Origin of the sequence: Alteromonas sp. I10, from assembly GCF_003201515.1 — a bacterium.
GTDB lineage: Bacteria > Pseudomonadota > Gammaproteobacteria > Enterobacterales > Alteromonadaceae > Alteromonas > Alteromonas macleodii.
In genome coordinates this window covers 421,846-439,845 of the sequence record NZ_QJJN01000003.1, presented here as the reverse complement: position 1 = coordinate 439,845, position 18,000 = coordinate 421,846, and the positions used below count along the sequence as shown (strand labels likewise).

Here is an 18,000-nt window from a genome sequence, read left to right as displayed (position 1 = left end):
TAACGTGAATGGACGGTTCTTCGCTTATCACTTGCTCTAACGAAAAATAAAAAAGAAAAAACAGTGCTAAATCTCAAAAACTGGATTATGGTGGAATTAAGGGTTCGCTAATTTAACAAACGAACCTTTGAGGCAGAAAGAGTAGTACTGCTTCTCAGTCGACGCGAGTAGGGGAAGAAGTCCTGTTTCGAGCGGCATTCTCCTACAACCGTAACTGTAGCTTGTTAGCGCGTGCGTTCATAAATGAACAATACGTCTAACCTGGCTTTATTTACCGGAGTGAAGGATGCCAAGAAAAAATTCTACCGATACTAAGATTTACGTCCTCGATACCAATATTCTGCTGCACGAACCTCACGCTTTTCTCTCCTTTAAAGAACATGACGTTGTTATTCCAATGACCGTATTGGAAGAGCTCGACTACATCAAAGACAGCAAAAAAGACGTGGCGCGTGATGCACGGGTATCCATTCGGGCTATGGAGGATTTGCTCCACGACGCAACGCCAGAAGATATGCTAGCGGGTGTATCGATGGAAGGGTTGGGCGCGGGTCAAACGGCACCTACAGGGAGTCTATCTATATTCGCCGACCTCAACATGGTTGAGGCTCAGCAAGTGTTTACCAGCAACGAGAATGACAACCGCATTATTAACGTAGCGCTGCACTTGCAAAAGACGTTCGCGCCGCAAAAAGTGGTGTTGGTTACCAAAGACTTAAACATGCGCCTTAAAGCGAAAGGGGCAGGCCTCGCTCATGTTGAAGACTACCGCACCGACCAGCTAATTACTGACATCAAATATTTATCTCGCGGGTTTCATACCTTTGAAGGTAATTTTTGGGATAGCGTAAAAAGCGTGGATAGCCGCAGCGAAGGGCGCGACACTATTCACACTATCCCCAAGTCTATGTTGCCAGAAGCGTATGTAAACGAGTTTTTGCTCGACGAAACTAAACAGTTTGCAGGTTTAGTAGAAGAGATCACCGACGATCATTTAGAGGTGTTGGATTTAGGTTACGAACGCTTGATGGGTCGTCATGCCTGGGGCATCACACCCAAAAATATAGGGCAGGCCATGGCGCTTCATGCGCTGCTAGACCCACACATTGATATGGTTATTCTCACAGGCCCTGCCGGTAGTGGTAAAACGCTCCTTGCGTTAGCTGCAGCCCTTGAAATGGTGGTAGAGCGTAACATGTATGACAAAATCATTGTCACGCGAAGCACGCCGGAAATTGCTGAGTCCATTGGCTTCTTGCCGGGAACGGAAGAAGAAAAAATGTTGCCTTGGTTGGCAGCAATTACCGATTCTTTGGAAGTACTCCACAAGCACGACGAAAATACCAAAGGTTCTATGAATTACATCATGGAAAAAGCCAACATTCAGTATAAGTCGGTAAACTTTATGCGAGGCCGAAGTATTCAAAATGCGATTGTGATTTTGGATGAGTCGCAGAACTTAACCGCGTCACAGCTTAAAACGATCATCACACGTTGTGGTGAAGGAACGAAGCTGATAGTGGGCGGTAACTTGGCGCAGATAGACAGTAACTATCTGAGCGCAGTGACATCGGGGCTTACTTACTTGGTTGAGAAGTTTAAAGACTTCTCGGGCAGTGCCACCATAAACCTAGACGGCGTGGTAAGAAGTCGTCTTGCGAGTTTTGCTGAAGAAAATCTATAACCTAAGATAACGCGTAAATTGGTAGTATTGTTTTTATAACAGAATACTGCCCTCACTGTTATACTCCGCTGGTGGGAACTATCGGAGTATAACGTGGCTAAATACGAAGTTTTAGCTCACCAACTTAAAGAGCAGATTGAGCGCGGCGTGTGGGTAGAAAATGAAAAACTCCCATCGCTTCGTAAACAGGCAGCACAAACAGGCTTCAGCCTAATGACAGTGCTGCACGCCTATCAGATGTTAGAAAGCCAAGGCATAGTAAGCTCCCAAGAACGTTCGGGCTTTCTGGTAACAGCTAAAGCGAGCAATGCCTCAAAAGAACGTGTACAGGCCACAGAAGCCGTCAGCATTAACGACTTTGTATATGAAGTGCTGCAGGCCTCTCGCGACCCTCACATGTTCAGTTTAGGATTTGCGTACCCCGACCCAAGCCTTTATCCAAGGCAACATTTAAATAAGTCTATTGCAGCTGCCGCCCAGCAAATTTCCTTGACCAGCGCCATGGATAATTTGCCTCCAGGTAACCTGGACCTTAGAAAAATCATCGCTAAGCGCTATGCCGCCAAAGGCGTGAATATATCGCCTGATGAAATCATTATTACCGCTGGTGCGCTAGAGGCGCTGAACTTGAGTTTGCAGGCATGCACCACACCAGGAGACTGGGTGGTTGTCGAGTCGCCGGTGTTTTACGGAACGCTGCAGGCGCTTCAACGTTTAGGTCTAAAAGCGATTACTGTAACGGTATCACCCAACACTGGATTGGATGTAGCTGCACTTGAGCGCGCATTTAAAAATCATAATGTGAAAGCCTGCTGGCTTATGAGCAACTTTCAAAATCCTGTTGGATACTCATTGAGTGACGTTCAAAAACAGCAGGTGGCCGCGTTACTGGATAAGTATAATGTTGCCCTTATTGAAGATGATGTGTATGCCGAGCTTTATGCTGATAAGCGTCCACCTCTGCCAATTAAGCATTTTATGAAAGAGGGAGATAGTATGTTGTGTTCATCGTTCTCCAAGTCTTTAGTGGCAGGGTACAGAATAGGGTGGGTCGCCGCAGGTAAGCGTGCCCTTGAAATACAAAAACAGCAGCTTATGAGTACATTGGCAACCAGTGCGCCGATACAGCTTGCGCTTGTAGACTATTTATCCACAAAAAATTACGAGTCTCATTTAAAGCAGCTGCGAAAAAAACTCATCGCTCGTAAGAAGACGATAACGGCGCTGCTTACCGACCTTCTATCAGACGTTGCGACTATTCATACACATAGCGGCGGCTATTTTTTATGGGTGGAATGCCGGGGGCATGTTGATGCAATGGCTATTTATAAAGAAGCGTTGCGTTTACACATCACCATTGCGCCAGGAAAACTGTTTAGCTTAACCAATGAGTTTAACCATTGTTTTCGTTTAAATGCATCGTTTGCTCTGAATGAAGCGAAGCGCAATCAACTGCTTAAGCTTTCGTTATTTATAAAAAGTCTTTCATAAATAACGTGTTATCACTCTGCGTAACGCAAACCGTAGTTTTTGCACATTCTGTATAGGGCGCAGGTTTGAAAACAAGAAAAACATTCACCTTAAAAATCTGCGACTTCAAAGCCTACGCCTTAAATATCTGCGCCTTAAAAACTATTGCAACTGATCTATAAAGAAACCCCTAATCTGTTTCTATTTTAACGGCCTTAAATCCCTACCATTAGCGCAAAATTTTCGGAGAAAGCTAATGACGGCAGTTAAAATTCGGCAAGAAGACATCATTGCTTGTACACCCGTAGAAAGCAAAAAAATCTATATCCGTGAGGAAACCGGGCACTTTCAAAAAATACGTCGATACTTGAATGTAGTATTAGTGACGCTGTTTGTTGCGCTCCCCTTTATTCAATACCAAGGACAGCAGGCGATTTTGTTTGACGTGGGGCGTCAAACCCTCACGCTTTTTACATGGGTGTTGTATCCACAAGACCTCATGATTTTTGCCTTTCTGTTTATTCTTGCGGCTTTTGTTTTGTTTTTAGTCACCCGTCATTACGGGCGAGTATGGTGTGGCTTTACTTGCCCTCAAACCGTATGGACTCTCGCTTTCAATTGGGTAGAGCGCCGTATTGAAGGTACGCACAATCAAAGCAAGGCTTTAGATAAGCAGCCTAGCTCACTAACAAAAGTAGTCGTAAAGGGGGCAAAACACAGTGCATGGTTGGCATTAAGCCTTATTACTGCGCTGGTTTTTATGTCTTACTTCTATCCGGCATCTCGTCTATATACGGAGTTTTTCACTTTCTCTGCGCCTGCGTTAATTTCAGGCTGGACAATGTTCTTTGCCGTTTGCACTTATGCCAATGCCGGTTGGCTTCGAGAGAAAATGTGCACGCATATGTGCCCCTATTCTCGCTTTCAAGCTGCGATGTTTGATAACAGTACGTCATTGGTTACTTACAACGAAACCAGAGGAGAAAGCCGCGGACCAAGGAAGCGTTTTTCACAGCACAAAGACTTGGGCGATTGTGTGGATTGTAATTTATGCGTTCAAGTCTGCCCAGCAGGCATCGATATTCGTGAAGGAATTCAGTACGAGTGCATTAACTGTGGCCTGTGTATTGACGCATGCGACAAGGTCATGGCCAAATTTGGCTATCCGCTCAAACTTATCAATTTTTCGCGAGCCGGCAGGAATTCTGGGCGTAAATTCACTAACTATCTTTACGGCGCCGCAATCATTGCCATACTGCTCGCAATGGGCGAGTGGGCTATCGACAGGCAGGACTTCGAAGCTTCAATTAGCCGTGACCGCAACGCGCTTTACAGAGAGAACAACGCGGGACACATTGAAAACACTTATACGTTAACCGTTTTAAATAAATCCCGCGTGGCCAAAACCTATGAAATTGCTATAGAAACGCCATCAGGTATGCAGCTTATTAACGTACCGACTATAAACGTAGCACTAGGCGAAAAGCGAAATGTGCCGTTTTCAGTTGAAGCATTGTCGCCAATGGCTAATATCATGCAATCTGTTAGCTTTGTTATTATCGATAAATCTACCAACAGTGTGATTGGCAGTGAAGTGATGTTCTATTCAGGGAATAACAGGCAAATGTAGATGAAACTTACTCTACTACTTCCACTTGGTAGCGCCCGGTCACAATGTTGCGCTCTGTATCTTCTGATACTTGCCCGAAAGGAATGAGTGCCGGACCCGTAGGATCATAGAGCACGTAAACGTCGCCATCGTGCTCTATGGTTCGGTCATCTGCCATGGGGGTTAATGCAATTCCAAGCAAGGCGTGGTTGGGCAGGTAAAGCACAATCATCTTTGTAGTAGGTAAAAAAGCTCTTACCATTGAAGACGCTAACACTGCTTTACTGTCACAGTCCCCTAGGTTCTGCATAAGCACACTTATGGGCGGCGCATACCCAGAGCCATTACTCACTACTCTATCTTCTAACGTGTCGTAAGGGATGCTTTGCAGCCAACTGAGAATTAAAGAAAAATAGGCTCTTGAATCTGACTCAGACGCGACTTTCTCGTAAAACGCTTGAGAAACGGACACCAAAGGTTTTACTGACTCAGAGATGTAACGCAGGTGATCTGGCTTTATGGCACTTTGGTTAAATAAAGTCGTAAAGCGCGTGAAGTAATGTTCATGCAAGTAGCTATCGTAAGCGTTTTGCTGTACGTCACGTAAATGCGCTTGAACGTCTTCTATTTTCTCTTCGTCAGTCCCCGACACTTTAATATTAATGGCTTCTCTCAAGGGCTTGATTGTTACTTTTGCGTCCTTGGGGTCGATAGCCTTTGCTGCTTTGGTCAACGCAACAGTCACGTGTCGCTGTGCTATTTTGGGCTTGTAATTAGTTTGCCTTAGCGGCAAGTCTTCAATTGACTCAAAGGGAATTTCAAACTTGAGGTTATGTCGCTGCTTCGCACCGTCAATCCATTCGTAATAGAACTGCATGCCGGTATCAGTCTTCTTTCTTTTGAACTCGAGTTGTTCAGAGAGCGCATGCTGAACATGGAAAACCACAGGGATCGTAGCGAGACCAAGGTATTTCGTTACCTTGCTAATAAAGCGCCAAATGTTCTTTTTTTTCGAGGAAGTATGAAGCTTCATTGTTATCGTGGGGTTAACTCAATAATTGATCACTCATTTTGTGAGTATGCGCGTGAAAATGAAAAAAACAAGGCAAAGGCTATTTTGAAGCCTTTGCTTTGGGTCGTGCCAGCCCATTACCCTAGCAGAGGTCGTCAATAGTGCATTGAGAGACCTTGGGATTGTGCTACTTGATTCAAAAACTGTCGATTAGTGGGTAAACCACTGAGTTGTTGCTGAATACTTTGTACATGTTTTGCGTAGGCCTGCCGCTGTTCAGGAGTGTGCAAATTGGCTTGATAGACATCATTGTACTGCGACCTGAATCCCATGCCGTATAGAACAAACAAATAGCTGGCCGCGGGGAACAATTCCTCACGAAGTTCAAAATCAGATGAAATAGGGCTGCGGCTTTTCCACAGGGTTAGCCAATCTTGTAACTGGGTGGAGCAGCTCTCTTGGTTCCGCATATCACGCCAGTACGCAGAAGCTTCACGTTCACTCAACACATAATGAAGCTTTAGGAAGTCGACTATTCTTTCCCATTTTTTTTCGAAAGCCTGATTAAACTGTCGACCAGCCGCTTGGCATTCTTTATATGTTCTAGGCAGTTGTTTTGCTATGTGGGTGGCAGATAATTCAATCATGACAAGCGCCGACGCTTCCAAAGGTTCCAGGAAGCCAGCAGATGTGCCGATGGCGACACAATTCTCTACCCAAAGCGTTTTACGGTAGCCCGGTGAGAATGTGATCTTTCTCGCTTTGCTAACATCCACATCAGCGGTTTTCTTGTCGTGCTTTAAGTAGGTCTCCAGTGTTGCTCTTGCTTCATCTTCACTGCAATGCGCCGAGCTATACACGTATCCCACACCTTTTCTCGAAGGCAAACCAATGTCCCAAATCCAGCCACTGTCTTGAGCTGTTGAGTGTGTGGTAGAGGCAATATCAACTGAGCTGTCAACGTAGGGAGCTTGGATTGCGATAGCACTGTCGTTGGCCAGTACGTTGGAGCAAGATGTTAAGGGGACACCATAGTGCTGACCAATTAACCTTGCCGCAAAGCCTGTACAATCTATGAATAGATCACCAGTAATATTACCGTGTTCACGACCCACTATTGCAGAAATAGGTTCTGAAGATGAGCCAACCACATCATCCACATGATCCACAATATGTTGAACACCTAAAACCGTTGTCGCGTGCTTTTGAAGTAGGGCTGCAAACTTGTTTGCGTCAAGGTGATAACCATAGTTTGCAATGCCAGCATACGCAGGCGTTTGACGCTGCTTGGGGGCGAGATGGTGGTCGCATAACGCGGCCTGGGAACATACAGCATGTGCAAAATCTTGCTCTGCTGCGTAGCTTTGCCACCATGCCGCAACGTCGCTTTCAAAGTACCTAAATGGTAGGCTGAAAGGGTGGTAGTACTGATGTTCAACGTTGTCTGAGCGCCAATTGTGAAAACTGGTACCTTGCTTAAAAGACGCATTGCACTGGGCTAAAAAGGTTTCTTCACTGATACCAATATTAAGAAGCGTACTGCGCATAGTAGGCCACGTCCCTTCGCCTACACCCAATATACTGACATCTGGTGACTCAACTAAGGTGACACTAATATTGTCATCGTGCTTGTGCGTTACAGCGATGATTGAAGCGGTTAACCAGCCAGCGGCACCACCACCTACAACAACAATACGACGAAGGGGGCTATTCGCTTGATGCATATTTTTCCCAAAGCCTACTTTATGAAAATAAAATGTTAACGATTTGGTTTTTCTTAAATGTATATTAAATGAGGCTTAAATGTAAGTGGAAACGTTTACATAATTAGTCGGTAGTCAGGAAATAACGCAATTAACTACGAGTGCAGGCAGCATTGTTTACTGCCAATAATACACAGGGAAATTACTGGGGCAGATGTTGGTAGTCGGTTGGGAAATTGCGGCAGAGCAATGTTGAAGAGGAGGTAAGTAGAAGCCGACGTTCTTAAGCGGAAAGCTGGTACAGAGCCCCTTTATTTACACAAAGGGGCAGGAAGGGATTATTGGTACCAGTTTAGTTCGTCACGTAAACTAACAACTGAACCGACGATAATAAGTGTAGGAGGCTGTAATTGCGCCTCTTCTTGCTTAGCCACAATATTACTCAGCGTGCCTGTTAGTACCGCCTGCTTTTCGGTAGTCGCCGATTGAACTAAAGCGATAGGCGTATTGGCATCAAGACCGTGTTCAATGAGCTTTTCGCAGATAATCGGCAAGCCTGTCAAACCCATATAAAACACAGCGGTTTGATTCTTCTGTGCAAGGGCAGGCCAGTTGAGGTCGATGGTGCCATTTTTTAGGTGACCAGTGGCGAATACCACAGACTGGGCGTGATCGCGATGAGTAAGTGGAATGCCAGCATAGCTAGACGCCCCGCTTGCGGCGGTAATGCCGGGAACTACCTGAAAGTCGATGCCGTGCTGAATAAGTGTTTGAATTTCTTCTCCACCACGTCCAAATATGAATGGGTCGCCGCCTTTTAAACGCACCACACGATTGCCTTTTTTAGCTTCATCAACCATTAGTTGGTTAATGTCGTCTTGAGGAAGCGTGTGATTGCTTTTGGCCTTACCCACGTAGATTTTCTCAGCGTCACGACGTACAAGCTCAAGAATTTGCGGCGATACTAAGCGATCATAGACTACCACGTCGGCCTTTTGCATTAAGCGCAAGGCGCGAAAGGTAAGAAGATCGGGGTCGCCAGGACCTGCTCCTACCAAATACACTTGCCCTTCTACTTTTTTGTCCTGAGCCGCGGCTTGCAGTGCTAATTCGAATGCATCATCGGCTTTGTTGTCTTGGCCCTTTTCAACCATTTCAGCAATGTCACCATCGAGCACGTCTTCCCAAAAGTATCGACGAGCGGTAACGCCATTAAGCGTTTGTTTTACTTTTTCGCGGAATTTTTCAGAAAATGCGCCAAGTCGACTTAAGTTAGCAGGCAGTACAGTCTCTAACTTTTGACGTAAATAACGAAGCAAAACAGGCGCTACACCACCACTACTCATAGCAATAACGATAGGAGAGCGGTCAACAATAGAGGGGGTGATGAATTGGCAAAGCGGCGTATTGTCCACCACGTTCACCAACACTTTGTTAGCGCGCGCTAAGTCGTGAATATGTTGATTAACATCGCCTTTATCTGTGGCAATGAAGACCATATCTTTATGGGTGAGATCACTATTTTCAAACTCTCGTTCAATAAGTGTTACTTTCTCATTTTGCGCCAATTGCTTCACCGTATCGCAAACCCAAGGCGCCACCACGGTGATGGTCGCAGGTGTCTTCATAATAAGCTCTAGCTTACGGGCAGCTACTTCACCAGCCCCAACAATTAGAACATTGAGTTTTCTGGCGTCTAGGAATAACGGAAAGTAATCCATAAAGGTTTTCTTAGCTTCAAATACAAAAAAAGAACTGACACTATTCTGCGCCAATTCTTTTTAATTAGAAAACAACGAAAACAGCCTTTATATTGCTATTAGTTATATAAAGGCTGAATGTATTGCTATTTAGTTCTTACGCTTACGGTTTTCGCGATCTCCGCGATTAGGGCGGTCTTCACGATTGCCGCGAGGCGCTCTGTCACCACGGTTACCACGATCGCCACGACCTTTAGCCGGCGGTGTATCTGACCATTCGCGAATATTCAAACGCTGACCAGCAACACGGGTGCCCTGTAGCGTATCGCGCGTCTCCTTAGGCATGCCTTCAGGAAGGTCTACCGTGCTGAAGTTGTCATAAATTTCGATAGCGCCAATGTGCTTCGAATTTATGTTTGCTTCATTAGCAATAGCCCCAACGATATTTCCAGGCTTCGCACCATGTACGTGACCTACTTCAATGCGGAAGCGCTGCATGCCTTCTTCAGGCTTGCGGTTTCCACGAGGTACTCTTGGCTTTCTCTCACGACCATCACGGTCACGAGAGTTTCTCTCGCGGCTGTCGCGCTGAGGCTTGCTGTTAATATCTGGACGATCTGATTCTTTAAGAATTAACGGTTCGTCGCCTTGCGCAATTTTAAGCAGTGCCGCCATCAATACTTCAGGGGACGCTTCGTTTTCTTCTTTAATCATCTCAACAATAGGCATTAGTGATTCAATGCTATCGTCTTGGGTTGCTTCGGCAACTGATTGTTTGAAGCGGCTTAAACGTGTTTCATTAATTTCGCTAATTGAAGGAATTGGCATTGCTTCAATAGGCTGCTTGGTAGTTTTCTCGATAGAGAATAACAAGCGCTTTTCGCGATGAGAGATAAATAGGATCGCATCACCTTGACGACCAGCACGACCAGTACGGCCGATACGGTGTACGTAAGATTCGCTATCGTACGGAATATCGTAGTTGATAACGTGGCTTACACGCTCAACGTCAAGACCACGGGCTACAACGTCGGTAGCGACAAGGATATCAATTTTACCCTGTTTAAGTTTTTCAACAGTGCGCTCACGAGCTGCCTGAGGAATATCACCGTTTAGTGGTTCTACGTCGTAACCACGAGCAGAGAGTTTATCTGCTAGTTCAACCGTAGCGGTTTTCGTACGTACGAATATGATCATACCGTCAAACACTTCCACTTCCATGATGCGCGTTAGCGCTTCAAGCTTGTGGTGTGGTGCAATTTGGCAATAACGCTGGCGAATGGTGCTAGCTGTACTTACCTTAGACGCAATTTTAACGTGCTTAGGGTCTTTCAAGTATCGCTGAGTAATCTTCTTAATTGGGCCAGGCATAGTTGCCGAGAACAGTGCGGTTTGGCGCTCTTCTGGTGCGTGGCTAAGAATAAGTTCAACGTCATCGATAAAGCCCATACGAAGCATTTCGTCAGCTTCGTCTAGCACTAAGAACTTAAGTTCGCTTAAGTCTAGCGTTTTGCGCTTAATGTGGTCGATGATACGGCCTGGTGTACCTACAACAACCTGAACGCCGCGCTTAAGCTGGCGAATTTGGTTGTCGTACGACTGACCGCCGTATACTGGAAGTACTTTAATTTTTTGACTAAAGCTCGCATAAACCTGAAACGCCTCTGCAACCTGAATAGCTAGTTCACGGGTTGGGGCCAATACCAGTAATTGCGGCTTACGTTCTTCAGGATCGATATTTGCCAACATAGGTAGGGCAAACGCAGCGGTCTTTCCTGTCCCTGTCTGTGCCTGACCGAGTAAATCGTGACCTTCAAGTAGAAGAGGAATACTCTCAGCTTGAATAGGAGACGGTTTCTCGTAGCCAACTTTTTCAAGGGCTTGTAAGATAGGTTCTGGTAAATTGAGGTCTTTAAATGTCATGTCGACAGTTGTGGTCATTAAGGATCCTGGTGCATTAAGTAAGGAGGGTGCGGCATACGATTAAACCGTACTTTTTCGGTTTATTATCGCAAGACGCTATACAGCGATGAACTGGCCTTTCGGGCGAGTTTATGAAGCGTATTCGTAGCGTATTTCGCGATATGCTTGCCAGCAGTGTTGCAAAAAACCATATTATATTCGAATAATGGCAAGGTTGCCACGAAATTGCACAGTTTAGATGAAATAATAGACAGTACACCATGCGCTATTTTCAATGTGTAGCGATGTGACAATAAAAAGTTGAGGTAGGGCAAGGAATTACAATGACAAAAATGAAACCCAATACATTACTTAAAAGCACAACGTTAGCGGTGATGCTGACCAGCGCGCTTTTATCTGGATGTAGTGAAAAATCAATGGAAAGCCATTTAGCAGATGCAAGGAACTACGCCTCTTCTCAACAAATCGACGCCGCCATTGTTGAATATAAAAATGCCATTCAAAAAGCGCCCGATGCCGCAGCACCGCGCTTCGAACTTGGCAAGCTGTACTTGCAGCAAAGTAATTTTTCAGCTGCTGAAAAAGAACTCAACAAGGCAATGGAACTTGGGCATCCTGTTAGCCAAGTCATTCCTCTATTGTCGGTCGCTTACCAACAGTCAGGCGCAGAAAATGCGCTGGCCGAAGTAGATTATCGCGCAGAAGGGATGTCAGCAGTTGAATCAGCCGAGGTGGGTTTTTATAAGCTACAGGCTTTAATGCAGCTAGGTAAAAACGAAGAAGCGCAAACGCTACTGGCTGATTTATCAACCCTAGATACGAGCTCAGTCTACAAAGGCCTTATTGACAGTTATGCCTTTGTTTTAGAGAACGACATGGATGGAGCGCTAGCCGCCACCGAGAAGCTGCGAGAACAAGCCCCCACCAATAAAGACGTGCTACAACAGTTAGCAAAAATTTATCTTCAAAAAGGTGAGCCGAGTAAAGCTGCCGAAGTCTACGGCGTGTATGTGAGTCAGTATCCTGACGACGTAACCAGCAAATTTGCCTATGCAGCGCTACTGATTGAAATAAGAGAGCTCGACAAAGCAGAACCTATTGTAGATGACTTGTTGACCTTAAATGAAAACCATCCGCTGCTTAATACCTTTAAAGGCATCATTGAGTCGGCCAACGAGAATTATGCTAAGGCCCTCGAGCACTTGGAAATTGCCGTTCAAAATGGAAGAAGTGATCAGGTCGTGCGTTTGGTTGCGGGCTTCAGTGCATATCAAATTCAAGACTTTGAAGCGGCACAGCGTCACCTGACAATGGTGGCTTCTAGTCTTCCTGATAATCACCCTGGTCTTCGTATGCTGGCAGACAGCATGCTGCAGCTTGGTGAAAATGATGAAGCGCTTGAAGTATTAGCGAGGGTAGAAGGCGAGCAAGGTATTGATGCCGCACTATTCTCTAAGGCAAGTTATCAGCTTTTAAAAGACGGTAACGTAGTCGGTGCACAGCAGATGGTGGCAAAGTCTGAAGCGGTGAGTACCACAGCAGAAGATTTATCTCGCTTAGGTGTTTTGCAGTTATCATTAAATGATATTGATGGCTTAGTTAATCTTGAACAAGCCGTAGAGCAGTCGCCAGAGTCTGTGACGTCACAAGCTACATTACTTCGCGCCTACATTGCTACTAGTCAGCTTGAAAAAGCAAAAAGCGCAGCGAAAGAGTGGCATGAAAAGTCACCTGATACTGCAGCTCCGCTTATTTACCTAGGGAATATTGCGACGGCAGAGGGAGCCTACCAAGAGGCCGCCCAATATCTAGATAAAGCCAGTGAGCTAGAAGGTGCAAAGAATGAGGTGTTTTACTCTCGCGCTAAATTACTGGTAGCCGAAGGTAAAAACGATAACGCGATTTCCTTTGTTCGCGCCTTTATTGATAAGAACCCCTCCGATGTACAGGCGCTAGCGCTATGGTTTGCCCTCGCAATGGAAAACGGGAACGCACAGGACGTTATCAAGCATACTCAAACACAGTTCAACACCAATAAAACAAATCTGAACTTAAGACTTCTCCTTGCAAGAATGTACTCGTTGAACAGTCAGCTTGATAAAACGGTTTCGCTTTTGTCAGATGTCGAAGGTAATGAAGCGTCGCCACAAGCGTTTTGGAACTTAAAGGGTCAAGCGCTTATCGCCACCAACAATGTAGAAGACGCGACAGCGTTTTTCGATCGTTGGCTATCGTTTTACCCGCAAGATAAAAATGCGGTATTGGGTAAGTTGCTGATTGTCGACTCTCAAAAGCAATTTGATCAGGGGCTGACGTTAACCAATAAGGTGTTGGCTAAACGTCCAGATGCACAGTTAACCTTATTGAAAGCTTACTTTCACAGCCGACTTGGGCAGGCAAAACCTGCATGGGAAATCATTAATAGCACGGCCGATGATGTTAAGGCTCTGCCTTTCGTTAGAGGCGTAATAGCGCGCTTGCATCTTATCGATAAAGCGCCTGAGCAAGCTGTAGAGCATGCCAAAGCCGCCTATGACGCTACGCCTAACTCAGATAACGCTTTGTTGTTGATAGCGGCGCTTGAGATGTCGGGTAAAAAAGCTCAGGCATTTACGTTTCTTGAAAAACACGTTCAGGCGCACAGTAACGACATTCCAAGCGCCATGCTGTTAGCAGAGCGTCAAATCGGCAAAGACAGAGCAGCAGCCATTAAAACCTATGAGCAGGTGCTAACTAAAACACCGGATAACTTTGTTGTCTTAAACAACTTAGCGTATTTGGCGTTTGAAGATAAAAACCTTACTCGAGCTGAAGAACTCGCTAAAAAAGCCGTATCACTGCAACGTGAGAACGCTGACGCAGTAGATACGCTAGCGCAGATTTATGTGGCTAAAGGTGATAAAGCCGCTGCCCTCAAACTGTACGAAGAAGTTTCTGCACGTCCTATTGCGAACGACGATGTGTATTTAAATCACGTGAGTGTATTGCTTGAACTCGATAAAAAAGCGCTTGCCTCGCGCAAGCTAGCAAGTCGAGAGTTTAAGTCTGAAGCTGCAAAACAAAGGGCTGAGTCGCTTAAGCAGCAGTACGGGATTTAGGCTCGTATAGCTTATTATGCCGTAGCTTAAATCTAAACCTTCCATTTGCGAGAAACGAAAAAGGCCACATCAATGTGGCCTTTTTCAATTATGCTATTGGAGCAAAACGCGCCTAGCTGGTTTTGCTTACCGTGCTATGTTCGTTATTAGCAGTAATCTGCGCCTTTAGCTCTCGTAGTTCTTTCATTACATCTTGAAGGGTTGGCTCTACGTTTCCTTGTGCAATTTGCTCTTCGAGTAAAGCGGCTTCTTTTTCTGCTCGTGCTTTTTCGTTTTCTCTTTCCATCACGTTCACCACGATCCCAATCACCATGTTCAAGAACGCGAACGCAGTAAAGAAAATAAAGGTAAGGTAGAAAATCCAGCTTAGCGAGTAAACCTCCTGAGTCTCGTACATTACATCGGTCCAATCTTCGAATGTCATAATTCTAAAGAGCGTTAGCATCGAGATAGTGATATCGCCCCACAGCACGGGATTGATGTTTTCGAATAAAGTACTGCCTATAGCTGCGTAAATGTAGAAAATGATAAACATCAACAGCATGACATATGCTAATTGGGGCAGTGCTTTAACCAAAGAAACTAACAGGATCCTAAGCTCGGGGATGATCGAGATCATACGCAATACGCGGAACACACGCACCAAACGGGCGATAAGTGCCAGTTCGGTATCGTCTGCCGGAATGAGACTAATAACCACAATCAGTGTGTCAAACCAGTTCCAAAAGCTCTTGAAAAAGTAGCGTTTACGTTTTTCAGCCAAAAATCGTATGGTGATCTCTGTCAGGAAGAATGCACTGATAAACCAATCTAAGAATAACGTGACGGATGACATGCCTGCTGGCAATTCATAGGTTTTGGCACCTACGAGAAGCGCTGAAATAACGATAACGCTAATTACAAAGGCTTCGAACCATTTATTGGCTCGAATGCGCTCAAATTTATTTTGAAGTTCAGAGGCTTGCATTTCTATTTATCACTCAAAGAAAAACCAAATAACCAAAGGGCTTGTGGTAAGCGCGATTGGCGGTATACTAAATAATCAGTAGTGCTGAATAAAGGCACTTATTGCTTACAAATGTAGGGGCACAAAAGGCGTTTTAAAACCTGTGTCGCCACACGTGACCTAAACGTTTATCTAGCCAAATACATAGGCTTAAAAATAAAGGGCATAATCATGGATGATGAATTACGGTTGTTGCAAGAGAAATTGCATATCGTGGCTGAACGCCTATCTAATTTCGCGCCAACAAAACAAAATGCTGAAGCCTTGCGCGCAGAATATCGCCAACTGCTCAGTGCACTAAAAAGATTTACGCCCGCGGCGTAGCATTCCTTTCTCATCACCGTTTGGATAGAGCCTGCTTTTGCTATTAACTAAGTAAAACTAGTAGGCATAAAAAAGGGCAGCATAGGCTACCCTTTCATTCTTTTGACAGCGCTTGGCGCAATCAACTACTTAATGTTAGCCATTGGTTTTGGTTTCTGCTGGCTTAAGACCACGGTTGATCATAGCCACATCTTCACCTGTCAATGTACCTGCCGCTTGCTTAAGCGTAACCACTGACTGAATAAAGTCATAGCGTGCGCCCGCAAGGTTACGACGGGCATCAAACAAGTTACGGGTGCTGTCCAATACGTCAACAATAGTACGTGTACCGACATCAAAGCCCGCTTCTGTGGCCTTAAGTGCGCTATCTGCAGACACCACTGACTGCTCAAGAGCGCGAATAGTAGAGATAGACGCTTTTACGTTATTAAACGAGCTACGAACTGACTGTACCGTTTGACGATACGTCTGCTCTGCAGCTTGGCTGGCCGCTACGTAGTTGTACTTCGCTTGCGACGTTTGCGCGCTTACGCTACCGCCTTGATAGATTGGAACGTTCAGCGTAATGCCAATTGATTGGTTATCCAAGTACGGCGTTTCATACCCAAACGGTGTGGTAGAGCCGTCGTCATTTAATACTTCAGCATCAACATCATCTTTCGAGCGACCGTAGCTGCCAGACAGTGATAATGTTGGCAAGTGACCAGAGCGCGCAATAGCAATATCTTCTTTTGCAACGTCCATGGCCAAACGGTCAACTAATAGAGCAAGGTTTTGGTCCTGTGCGGTCTCTAGCCAGCTGTCTACCGTTTCTGGTACTGGCATAGTCGCAGAGAAATTCTCTGTATTTAGACCGAAAAGACGATCGTGGTACTTGCCGGTAATAACACGAAGTGCTTCAAGGGCAAACTCAAGCTGGTTTTTCGCTTGGATTTCCTGAGCTACTGTGCTGTCGTAGTTCGCTTGTGCTTCGTGCACGTCAGTAATAGCCGTTAGACCTACCTCGAAGCGCTGGCGTGTTTGCTCAAGCTGACGTTCAATGGCGCGTTTTTCAGCACCTACAAATTCTACGTTGTCACGCGCGCGCAATACGTCAAAGTAAGCTGTAACCGTACGCACGATAACGTCTTGCATGCTAGCGGCAAGTTGTGCATCGCTTTGCTCAGCTACTTTCTCTGCGCGGTCTAGACCCAACCAGTTTGCGTGGTCGTATAAAGACATTGAAAGTGATAAACCGTAGTTAAGCGTGTCTACTTCAGTATCTGTTGTGAATACTTGAAGGCCGTTGTCACCAGCCGCTTGTTGGAAGCGTTCTGATTCAGATTGGGTGTAACCCACAGAGCCAGAGATTTGGGGTAGTAGGCTTGCGCGGCTAAGACTGATTCCTTCGAACGCAGCATCACGTTGCGCTTTCGCTTGGTTTACCAATGGATCGTTCGCCAGTGCTTGTTGATATACCTGCATTAGGTCATCGGCTAGCGCACCAGTTGTCATCGAAACACCGATAACTAGCGACAGAAGTGTTCGTTTCATGCTTACGTCTTCCTGTTGTGTTCAAGTTGCGTCGTCGTTTATTCGTTGAGACGACTTATTAAAACCAAGTGTATGAAAATTCAACCACAAACCGAAAGTCCAAACTCGTAACAGTATTCGATTAACTGTAACAGAATATGTGATCTACCCACGCAATTATTATAGTAATAGACGACTTGTAATATGAGTTTTCTGTTATTCGCTCACACGCCGTATCGCATTTTTCATGCGTATACATGGTTGGTGTGTAAATGTACTATGTATGATAAATCTATTTGAACCATAAGTGTCAGCAAATGAGCAAGGAATTCCTTTCATTTACCTCAAATGACGTCGAAATTACCGACATTAAGCCAGTGTATCGTGGTTTCTTTACCATGAATCAGTATCAATTTAAGCACAAGTGTTTTAATGGAGAATGGAGCGACACGGTCACGCGAGAAATATTTGAACGCGGTCATGCGGTGGGGGTCTTACCCTACGATCCTGAACTCCAAGAGTTTGTGCTCATTGAGCAAGTTAGAATTGGGGCATTAGCCACATCTTCAAGCCCTTGGTTAATAGAAATTATCGCGGGCATGATCGACAAAGGAGAAACACCGGAGTCTGTATGCCATAGAGAGTCGATGGAAGAGGCAGGTATTACCCTAGATAAATTAACCAAAGCGCTGAGTTATTTATCGAGCCCGGGCGGCACGACCGAAAGATTACACATTTTTATAGCAAAGACTGATGCTAGCCAAGCGCAAGGTATTCACGGCCTAGAAAACGAGTCTGAAGACATTAAAGTACATCGAATAAAAGAAAATACCGCCCTTGAATGGTTGGAAAATGGCCATATTGACAACGCCGCAGCGGTAATTGCGCTACAATGGTTCTTTATGCACAAAACACAACTTCTGGAGCAGTGGCAGACATCGTGACACAACGCAATCGAC

12 protein-coding genes are annotated in these 18,000 nt (G+C 45.3%); 6 read left to right on the top strand and 6 right to left on the bottom strand.

All coding sequences use genetic code 11. The features are described from left to right. The first annotated feature begins 286 nt into the window (after window positions 1-286). The 3 genes from BZA03_RS08740 to ccoG all read left to right on the top strand — a co-directional run bounded on the left by BZA03_RS08740 (window position 287) and on the right by ccoG (window position 4,784). A complete protein-coding gene (locus tag BZA03_RS08740; RefSeq protein ID WP_014978266.1) occupies window positions 287-1,684 on the top strand; it encodes a PhoH family protein in 1,398 nt (465 codons plus the stop codon). A gap of 93 nt (window positions 1,685-1,777) precedes the next feature. Further along, entirely contained in the window at window positions 1,778-3,175 is a 1,398-nt protein-coding gene (locus tag BZA03_RS08735; RefSeq protein ID WP_014975624.1) for a PLP-dependent aminotransferase family protein, read from the top strand. Between the two features lie 235 nt (window positions 3,176-3,410). Continuing rightward, the gene (gene ccoG, locus BZA03_RS08730) at window positions 3,411-4,784 is read left to right on the top strand and encodes a cytochrome c oxidase accessory protein CcoG (protein WP_110288534.1); all 1,374 of its coding nucleotides are present in this window, start codon (window positions 3,411-3,413) and stop codon (window positions 4,782-4,784) included. Between the two features lie 7 nt (window positions 4,785-4,791). On the opposite strand, the gene BZA03_RS08725 is transcribed toward ccoG, so the two are convergent. From BZA03_RS08725 to BZA03_RS08705, 4 genes are all read right to left on the bottom strand, one after another. After that, a complete protein-coding gene (locus tag BZA03_RS08725) occupies window positions 4,792-5,796 on the bottom strand; it encodes a hypothetical protein (RefSeq protein ID WP_258364613.1) in 1,005 nt (334 codons plus the stop codon). Between the two features lie 134 nt (window positions 5,797-5,930). Further along, a complete protein-coding gene (locus tag BZA03_RS08715; RefSeq protein WP_110288531.1) occupies window positions 5,931-7,499 on the bottom strand; it encodes a tryptophan halogenase family protein in 1,569 nt (522 codons plus the stop codon). Window positions 7,500-7,816: 317 nt separating this feature from the next. Then, window positions 7,817-9,199 carry a siroheme synthase CysG gene (gene cysG, locus BZA03_RS08710; protein WP_101563455.1) on the bottom strand — a complete coding sequence of 461 codons (1,383 nt, stop codon included), beginning with the start codon at window positions 9,197-9,199 and terminating at the stop codon, window positions 7,817-7,819. A 129-nt stretch (window positions 9,200-9,328) separates the two neighbouring features. Next, window positions 9,329-11,119 (bottom strand): DEAD/DEAH box helicase, encoded by a 1,791-nt coding sequence (locus tag BZA03_RS08705; RefSeq protein WP_014948201.1) that lies wholly within the window; start codon window positions 11,117-11,119, stop codon window positions 9,329-9,331. 305 nt (window positions 11,120-11,424) lie between these two features. Between BZA03_RS08705 and prsT the strand changes: the two genes are divergently transcribed. Then, window positions 11,425-14,199 carry an XrtA/PEP-CTERM system TPR-repeat protein PrsT gene (gene prsT, locus BZA03_RS08700; RefSeq protein ID WP_110288530.1) on the top strand — a complete coding sequence of 925 codons (2,775 nt, stop codon included), beginning with the start codon at window positions 11,425-11,427 and terminating at the stop codon, window positions 14,197-14,199. A gap of 112 nt (window positions 14,200-14,311) precedes the next feature. On the opposite strand, the gene BZA03_RS08695 is transcribed toward prsT, so the two are convergent. Continuing rightward, on the bottom strand, window positions 14,312-15,166 hold the full coding sequence (locus BZA03_RS08695; protein ID WP_110288529.1) for an ion transporter: 855 nt from the start codon (window positions 15,164-15,166) through the stop codon (window positions 14,312-14,314). Window positions 15,167-15,376: 210 nt separating this feature from the next. On the opposite strand from BZA03_RS08695, the gene BZA03_RS20410 reads away from it, so the two are divergent. Continuing rightward, window positions 15,377-15,529, top strand: a complete 153-nt coding sequence (locus BZA03_RS20410) for a hypothetical protein (RefSeq protein WP_014948204.1) — start codon at window positions 15,377-15,379, stop codon at window positions 15,527-15,529. A gap of 135 nt (window positions 15,530-15,664) precedes the next feature. On the opposite strand, the gene tolC is transcribed toward BZA03_RS20410, so the two are convergent. Continuing rightward, window positions 15,665-17,062: an outer membrane channel protein TolC gene (gene tolC / locus BZA03_RS08690; protein WP_014975630.1), complete on the bottom strand. Its 1,398-nt coding sequence runs from the start codon at window positions 17,060-17,062 to the stop codon at window positions 15,665-15,667. A gap of 296 nt (window positions 17,063-17,358) precedes the next feature. Between tolC and nudF the strand changes: the two genes are divergently transcribed. Continuing rightward, entirely contained in the window at window positions 17,359-17,985 is a 627-nt protein-coding gene (nudF, locus tag BZA03_RS08685; protein ID WP_110288528.1) for an ADP-ribose diphosphatase, read from the top strand. Window positions 17,986-18,000 lie beyond the last annotated feature (15 nt).

Coding starts and splice junctions, on each gene's coding strand:
- BZA03_RS08740 (WP_014978266.1), top strand. CDS start 287: ATGCCAAGAAAAAATTCTACCGATACTAAGATTTACGTCCTCGATACC.
- ccoG (WP_110288534.1), top strand. CDS start 3,411: ATGACGGCAGTTAAAATTCGGCAAGAAGACATCATTGCTTGTACACCC.
- BZA03_RS08725 (WP_258364613.1), bottom strand. CDS start 5,796: ATGAAGCTTCATACTTCCTCGAAAAAAAAGAACATTTGGCGCTTTATT.
- BZA03_RS08715 (WP_110288531.1), bottom strand. CDS start 7,499: ATGCATCAAGCGAATAGCCCCCTTCGTCGTATTGTTGTTGTAGGTGGT.
- cysG (WP_101563455.1), bottom strand. CDS start 9,199: ATGGATTACTTTCCGTTATTCCTAGACGCCAGAAAACTCAATGTTCTA.
- BZA03_RS08705 (WP_014948201.1), bottom strand. CDS start 11,119: ATGACCACAACTGTCGACATGACATTTAAAGACCTCAATTTACCAGAA.
- prsT (WP_110288530.1), top strand. CDS start 11,425: ATGACAAAAATGAAACCCAATACATTACTTAAAAGCACAACGTTAGCG.
- BZA03_RS08695 (WP_110288529.1), bottom strand. CDS start 15,166: ATGCAAGCCTCTGAACTTCAAAATAAATTTGAGCGCATTCGAGCCAAT.
- BZA03_RS20410 (WP_014948204.1), top strand. CDS start 15,377: ATGGATGATGAATTACGGTTGTTGCAAGAGAAATTGCATATCGTGGCT.
- tolC (WP_014975630.1), bottom strand. CDS start 17,062: ATGAAACGAACACTTCTGTCGCTAGTTATCGGTGTTTCGATGACAACT.
- nudF (WP_110288528.1), top strand. CDS start 17,359: ATGAGCAAGGAATTCCTTTCATTTACCTCAAATGACGTCGAAATTACC.